Annotated in this window: 8 protein-coding genes; 3 read left to right on the top strand and 5 right to left on the bottom strand. The window is 41.4% G+C overall.

From position 1 onward, the window contains the following. Both RQ763_RS03895 and RQ763_RS03890 read left to right on the top strand, forming a co-directional pair. Positions 1 to 425, top strand: a 425-nt coding sequence (locus tag RQ763_RS03895; RefSeq protein ID WP_314151312.1) for a hypothetical protein, incomplete at its 5' end; no start/stop codon positions are given. After that, a complete protein-coding gene (locus tag RQ763_RS03890) occupies positions 425 to 1,174 on the top strand; it encodes a tRNA (5-methylaminomethyl-2-thiouridine)(34)-methyltransferase MnmD (protein WP_314151311.1) in 750 nt (249 codons plus the stop codon). The genes RQ763_RS03895 and RQ763_RS03890, both read left to right, overlap by 1 nt. Here RQ763_RS03890 and recQ read toward each other — a convergent pair. From recQ to RQ763_RS03865, 5 genes are read right to left on the bottom strand one after another with little or no spacing between them, the layout of a single operon-like run. Further along, the gene (recQ, locus tag RQ763_RS03885) at positions 1,171 to 2,946 is read right to left on the bottom strand and encodes a DNA helicase RecQ (RefSeq protein ID WP_314151310.1); all 1,776 of its coding nucleotides are present in this window, start codon (positions 2,944 to 2,946) and stop codon (positions 1,171 to 1,173) included. The two genes, RQ763_RS03890 and recQ, sit on opposite strands and share 4 nt — an antisense overlap. After that, entirely contained in the window at positions 2,946 to 3,557 is a 612-nt protein-coding gene (ribE, locus tag RQ763_RS03880) for a riboflavin synthase (protein ID WP_314151308.1), read from the bottom strand. Before ribE ends, recQ begins: the two co-directional genes overlap by 1 nt. Positions 3,558 to 3,560: 3 nt before the next feature. Then, positions 3,561 to 3,845 carry a type II toxin-antitoxin system RelE/ParE family toxin gene (locus RQ763_RS03875; RefSeq protein ID WP_314151307.1) on the bottom strand — a complete coding sequence of 95 codons (285 nt, stop codon included), beginning with the start codon at positions 3,843 to 3,845 and terminating at the stop codon, positions 3,561 to 3,563. Then, positions 3,838 to 4,071: a hypothetical protein gene (locus RQ763_RS03870; protein ID WP_314151306.1), complete on the bottom strand. Its 234-nt coding sequence runs from the start codon at positions 4,069 to 4,071 to the stop codon at positions 3,838 to 3,840. The genes RQ763_RS03875 and RQ763_RS03870 overlap by 8 nt, the downstream gene beginning before the upstream one ends. 35 nt (positions 4,072 to 4,106) lie before the next feature. Beyond that, positions 4,107 to 4,793: a tetratricopeptide repeat protein gene (locus tag RQ763_RS03865; RefSeq protein WP_314151305.1), complete on the bottom strand. Its 687-nt coding sequence runs from the start codon at positions 4,791 to 4,793 to the stop codon at positions 4,107 to 4,109. An 84-nt stretch (positions 4,794 to 4,877) separates the two neighbouring features. On the opposite strand from RQ763_RS03865, the gene mnmG reads away from it, so the two are divergent. Then, positions 4,878 to 6,157: tRNA uridine-5-carboxymethylaminomethyl(34) synthesis enzyme MnmG (gene mnmG / locus RQ763_RS03860; protein WP_409932348.1), on the top strand; the 1,280-nt coding region annotated here is incomplete at its 3' end.

Here is a 6,157-nt window from a genome sequence, read left to right as displayed (position 1 = left end):
AAATCACAACCCATGTGGATGAACTCTCTTACCTTCTGTCATTTTTGATGGAGGAGGTGGACGGAATACTCAACATCGCGCTCTACGGGGACAATACAAAAGTACAAGATATAAAAGCGAATATTTCCCATGTAGAGGGCGTAAAAAGCCTTCCCCGCGCAATGCCAAGAGAACACGATATGGTTGTGTTAAAAGATATCTACGCTCTGCATGAAGACAAAAGTGCTCTTTTGTCGCTCTCTTACCGTACGCTTGCAAATGCCGCACACATTATTATCTTGGAGAAAAAAGGCGTCATCGATACAAAAGAGCTAATGCAGACACTCGAAGATTTCGAGTTCAGAGCTGCCAACGAGATAGATGTGGTTGATGGTTACGACTTAGTGATAGCAAAAAAGATGCACATGTGGGGTAATGGATTATAATGTTTGACGATACCATGCATAAAATGGTAATGAGCGAAGACGGAAGTTACACAGCCTACTCCAAAGAGTACGAAGAACACTACCACTCCACAAGAGACGGTGCACTTTTTGAATCACTCGTCAAACATGTAGAGCCTGCATTTGCCCTAAAAGCGCAACACGCAGAGATAACTATTTTAGATATCTGCTTTGGGCTTGGGTTTAACACTTTGGCGACAATTTATTATCATAAAAAAAATGCACTCAGCTCAAAGTTAAATATCTTCTCTCCCGAACTGGATGCCTCTTTGGTAAAATCGCTGACAAATTTTGTTTACCCAAAAGAGTTTGATGAACTTAAAGAGATTCTCTTTGCGCTAGTTGAAAACGGTCTCTATAGCGATAGCACTCTGCATGTAGAGCTTTTTTTAGGCGATGCAAGAGAGTATATAAAAAGTTTTGCGCCCAAAATGTTTGATGTTGTCTACCAAGATGCTTTTTCTCCATCCGCAAATCCTGCTTTGTGGACAAAAGAGTACTTTGGCGACATCAAAAACATTATAAAAGAGGATGGTGTTTTAACAACCTATTCCATGGCTCTTCCGGTAAGACTGGCTCTGTATGAGAATGGATTTTTGCTTTATTTAAACAGCGGAGATGGGTTTAGAGATGCAACGGTGGCATCTTTGCAAGAGATAGAGGGGTTTAAAAATGTGGATATGGAGCATAAAATAAAGTGCAACCCGCATGTAAAATCGCCCAGAGATTAAGCGTTTAAAACCTCTAAAAACGCCTCTCCGAACTGCTCAAATTTCTTCTGTGCTATGCCGTTTACCTCAAGCATACTCTCTTTGTCATGCGGTTTTGCTGCGGCGATATTTTTAAGCACTTTGTCTGAGAAGATAATGTACGCCGGCACCTGAAGTTCACTTGAGAGCTCGGCTCTTTTTGTGCGCAATTTCTCAAAAAGCTCCTCATCAAAATCAAGCGTCTCTTCGCTCTTTATTTTCTTCTCTTTTATGTTAATCTCTAGGCGTGAAGATTTTATGAAAAGCTCTTTTTTGCCCCGTAAAATATCAGCCGCTTCACTTGTGAGTTTTAAAGCGCTAAATTCGCCTAAAACTACAATCTTTAGCTCCAAGAGTCTCTCCAAAATAACAAACCACTCTTTTTTACTCAGATGTATACCGATACCGTAAACCGAGAGTTTATCCGCAGCGTTTGCCAAAAGTTTCTGCTCTTTTGAGCCTCTTAGTATGTCTATGATGTAGTTTTTTCCGAAATTTTGTTCTGTTTTATAGACGGCACTTAGAAGCATCTGCGCCTCTTTTGTGATATTTTGCCTCTTTTCATCACTGCTTAAACAGTTGTCGCATCTATCAGAACATGCATCAAGAGTATCTTCAAAATACTCGGCAAGCTGCTTGTGAAAGCAGATTTCGCCCGTGGCATATTTGTAGATGGTATCTATCTTTTGGTTTAGATGCTCTTTGTATTCGCCGTTTTGAATATCTTCTAAAAATCTTTTATGCTGAGCAATATCGGCTGCATTAAAGAGGAGTAAAACCTCTGCATCTTCGCCGTCGCGTCCTGCACGTCCTATCTCCTGATAGTAGTTTTCGAGTGATTTTGGAAGTGACATATGAGCTACAAAACGGATGTCACTCTTATCTATTCCCATACCAAAAGCGATGGTTGCTACCATGATGTCTACTTTGTCGTTGACAAATATTTTAAAGTTCTGCTCTCTTACATGCTGCGGTAATCCTGCATGGTATGGCAGAGATTTGTAGCCGTTTTTGTTGAGAAAGATGCTTAGCTCTTCGGTCTTTTTTCGTGAGCTTACATAGATAATCCCACTCTCATTTTTATGACGATGCAAAAAAGCTTTTAGCTGCTCATGCCCGTTGGAGACCCTTCTCTGCGCAGAGATAAAGAGGTTTTTGCGAAAGACTTTGCCTTTTAAAAGAAGCGGGTTTTCAAGCCGTAACTCTCTTAATATATCATGAGTGACATGCTCTGTTGAGGTTGCTGTAAAGGCGCAGATTGAGGTATTTGGAAAGTTTGCTTTGAGATTTCCGAGCGCTCTGTAATCATCGCGAAATTCATGCCCCCACTGCGAGATGCAGTGCGCTTCGTCTACGACAAAAAAGTTTATATTTAAGCCGCGCAACATGCCGATAGTTGTCTGGTTGTTGAGCCTCTCAGGGGAGAGGTATAAAAATTTTAACTCCCCATTATAGGCTCTTTGAACAATCTCGTCTACTTCATCACGGCTCTGCGCGGAGCTTATCATTTCGGCGCTCATATTTTGCGCCTTAAGAGCAGCTATTTGGTCTTGCATAAGAGCAATAAGCGGCGAGATAACAATACTTATGCCATCTTTTAGCATGGTAGGAAGTTGATAAACTAGGGATTTTCCGCCACCCGTTGGAAGAATCATAAGCAGATCACGCCCACTTAAGATGGCATCCAAGCCCTCTTCTTGAAACTCCCGAAAGCTGTTATGCCCAAAGTGGTTCTTTAATGCGGTATATTTCATCAATATCTAGCTGATATTGAGTCGATATCGTCCCATGAAAGAGTGTTTTTTTTGTGAGAGATAATATGCTCCACATATCTAGCAAACATGTCCGTCTCGATGTTTACATGTGAGCCAATGGAGTAGTTTTTGAAAAGCGTCTCTTTCATCGTGTGCGGTATTATGGTTAGCCTAAAACTGTCGGCAAACACCTCGTTGACTGTCAGGCTTATGCCATCAACTGTTATGGAGCCTTTAGGGATGATGTAGGGGATGAATTTTTTCTCGACTTTTATAAAAATATCAAAAGAGTTGCCGCTGTTTTTTATCTCTTTTATCTCGCCTATTGCATCTACATGTCCCTGAACGATGTGCCCCTCAAATCTATCGCCCATCATCATGGCAGGCTCTATGTGAACCTCGTTTTTGTAGTTCTCCATCGCTAAGAGTTTTTGGCTCTCGGGGGAGAGTTCGACGCTAAAGCCGTCATGCTCTACTTTTATAACAGTAAGACATGCCCCGTTTATGGCGATTGAATCACCGATTTTTGCTTTATGTTTGGCACGGATGCTAAGCGTGCTTCCTCGCAAACTTTTAACATGTGCTATTTCGCGTATTAATCCTGTGAACATCTCTTATCTCTTTTCCCATTTTATAATGTCAAGTAAAATTACTCTTTCATTTACTTCATCGATAACGTAAGGAATACAGTACCCTTTAAAGATAAAATCTCTAATATTTTCTTGGTTAAAATAGATAGATTGTCTATATTTCAGAGGCATAAAAGTTAGTTCATCTAGCTCTTTTTTGAGAGAGTTTTTAAAACTACTTGCTCTATTTTTGCTATCTTTTGCGATATATAAAAGGATTTTTGATAAATTATCTTTAAATTCACTGCTTCTTAGTATTTTATCAAGCATTTTTGATTACGTTGTCCATATCATCCCAAAAAGTATCATCAAGTTTTTGAAGGTTATGATTAGGCGCAGTTATCTCTTTGTAGATTTTGTGCAAGGAGTCTCTGTTGTTTATAAAATCTGCATCATCTTTAGAGGTTCTTATGTCTATCTCTTGATTGAAGTTTTTTAAAAAATCCAGAATTTTATTTGCGACTGAAGTATCATTAACATCTATGGCAATATGCATAACAGAAACTCCTTTTTCGTAAAATTATAGCATAATCAAAAAACAATCTTGCCTTCTTCTTGAAGCTCTTTGATAATCTCTTTTGCTTTTTCATGCCCTTTGTATGCGGCTTTGCGGCAGTAATCAAGTGCTGTGTCGTGATTTTGTTCGCATCCGAATCCTTGGTCGTAGAGCATGCCCAGATTGTAAAGTCCTTCTGCCAGACCGCCATCAGCCGCCTTTTTAAAGCAGATGAAACTTCTCGTCTCATTCATCTCAACGCCATGCCCATCTTTGTACAAAACGCCGAGGTTGTTAAAAGATTCTAAGTGCCCGCGCTTTGCTCCCTCTTCGTACCAAAACGCCGCCTCTGAGAAATTTTGCAAACATCCAAGACCGCGCTCTAACATAAGTGCCACCTCATACATCGCCTGCGGAACCTCTCTGGTGGCCGCCTCCATGTAGAGCTCATGCGCCTTAAATTGGTCATGCTGGGCGCCTCCAAGACCGTTCATATATAAAAGTGCGAGATTAAAAAGGGCATATGGCTGTTTTCGCTCCGCCGCTCTCTCGTAAAGCTCCAGTGCTTTTTCATCGTCCTTTTGGCATCCCTGAGCGTTTTGGTACATGTAGCCCAAAGATGTCATTGCATCGGCATTATCTTCATTTGAGAGCTGTGTATAGAGCTCAAAAGCGGTTTTAAAATCTTGAGTATTGTATGCGTTATGTGCTTTTTTTATCATCGGTTTAAACCATTATTTAGAATATTACGCAAATGATACTCAAAAATGATAAAATTCGGCTAAAGATAATAATGTGGAATATATATGAAATATGATGTAATAGTAGTCGGCGGCGGACATGCGGGGGTTGAAGCATCCCTCTCGTGTGCGAGGATGGGAGCGAAGACTCTGCTTGTCTCTATGCTTGCCGAAAATGTTGGTGCGACGAGTTGTAATCCTGCAATAGGCGGTTTGGCAAAAGGACATTTAGTCCGTGAGCTAGATGCGCTTGGCGGAGAGATGGGGCTTATAACCGATGAGGCAGGGATACAGTTTCGCATACTCAACCAGACAAAAGGTCCAGCCGTTCGCGGAAGCCGTGCACAGATAGATATGGACAGATACCGCGTGATTGCCAGAAATAAAATTCTAACCACGCCAAACCTTGAGCTAGTACAAGAGATGGTAGAATCGCTCATTGTCGAAGATGGCGAGGTAAAGGGCGTTAAAACAAACCTTTTAAACGAGTATATGGCTAAAAAAGTAGTTATAACAAGCGGAACTTTTTTGCGAGGCGTTATACATGTAGGCGAGATAAAGCAAGAGGGCGGGCGTTTTGGCGAACAAACCAGCATAGGACTCAGTCACTCACTCAAAGCTTGCGGTCTTGAGATGGGAAGGCTAAAAACCGGAACATGTGCAAGAGTAGATGCTTCATCTATCGACTTTTCTGTTATGGAAAAACAAGACGGTGATGAGATTCCAAGCCCGTTTAGTTTCAGAACCAATCGTGACGAGTTCAGAAAAACAAAAAAGCAGATTCCGTGCTTCATCGCTTACACAAATGAGACTACGCATAACATTATAGAGAGCAATTTTTATCGCGCGCCGCTTTTTACGGGTCAAATTGAGGGAACTGGACCGAGATATTGTCCAAGTATAGAAGACAAAATCAACCGCTTTAGAGATAAAGACAGACACCACCTCTTTATAGAACCTCAAACCATGGAAAATACCGAGTGCTACATAAACGGCATGAGTACGTCGCTTCCGCCGGATGTGCAGCAGCAGATGATTCACTCCGTAAAAGGGATGGAAAATGCAAAAATCGTGCGTTACGGTTATGCAATAGAGTATGATTTTGTAGACCCAAGAGAGCTGAAACACTCGCTTGAGACAAAAAAAGTAAAAGGTCTCTACCTTGCAGGGCAGATAAACGGAACAACGGGGTATGAAGAGGCGGCGGCTCAAGGTCTTATGGCTGGCATAAACGCAACTTTAAGCCTGCAGGGCAAAGAGCCTTTAGTTCTGCGCCGCGATGAGGCATATATAGGTGTTCTTATAGATGATCTGGTTACAAAAGGTACAAAAGAGCCTTACCGAAT

Origin of the sequence: Sulfurimonas sp., assembly GCF_032250635.1 — a bacterium.
Classification (GTDB): Bacteria; Campylobacterota; Campylobacteria; order Campylobacterales; family Sulfurimonadaceae; genus Sulfurimonas.
The sequence above is the reverse complement of the archived record's forward strand: the minus strand, read 5'-3'. Positions and strand labels throughout refer to the sequence as shown.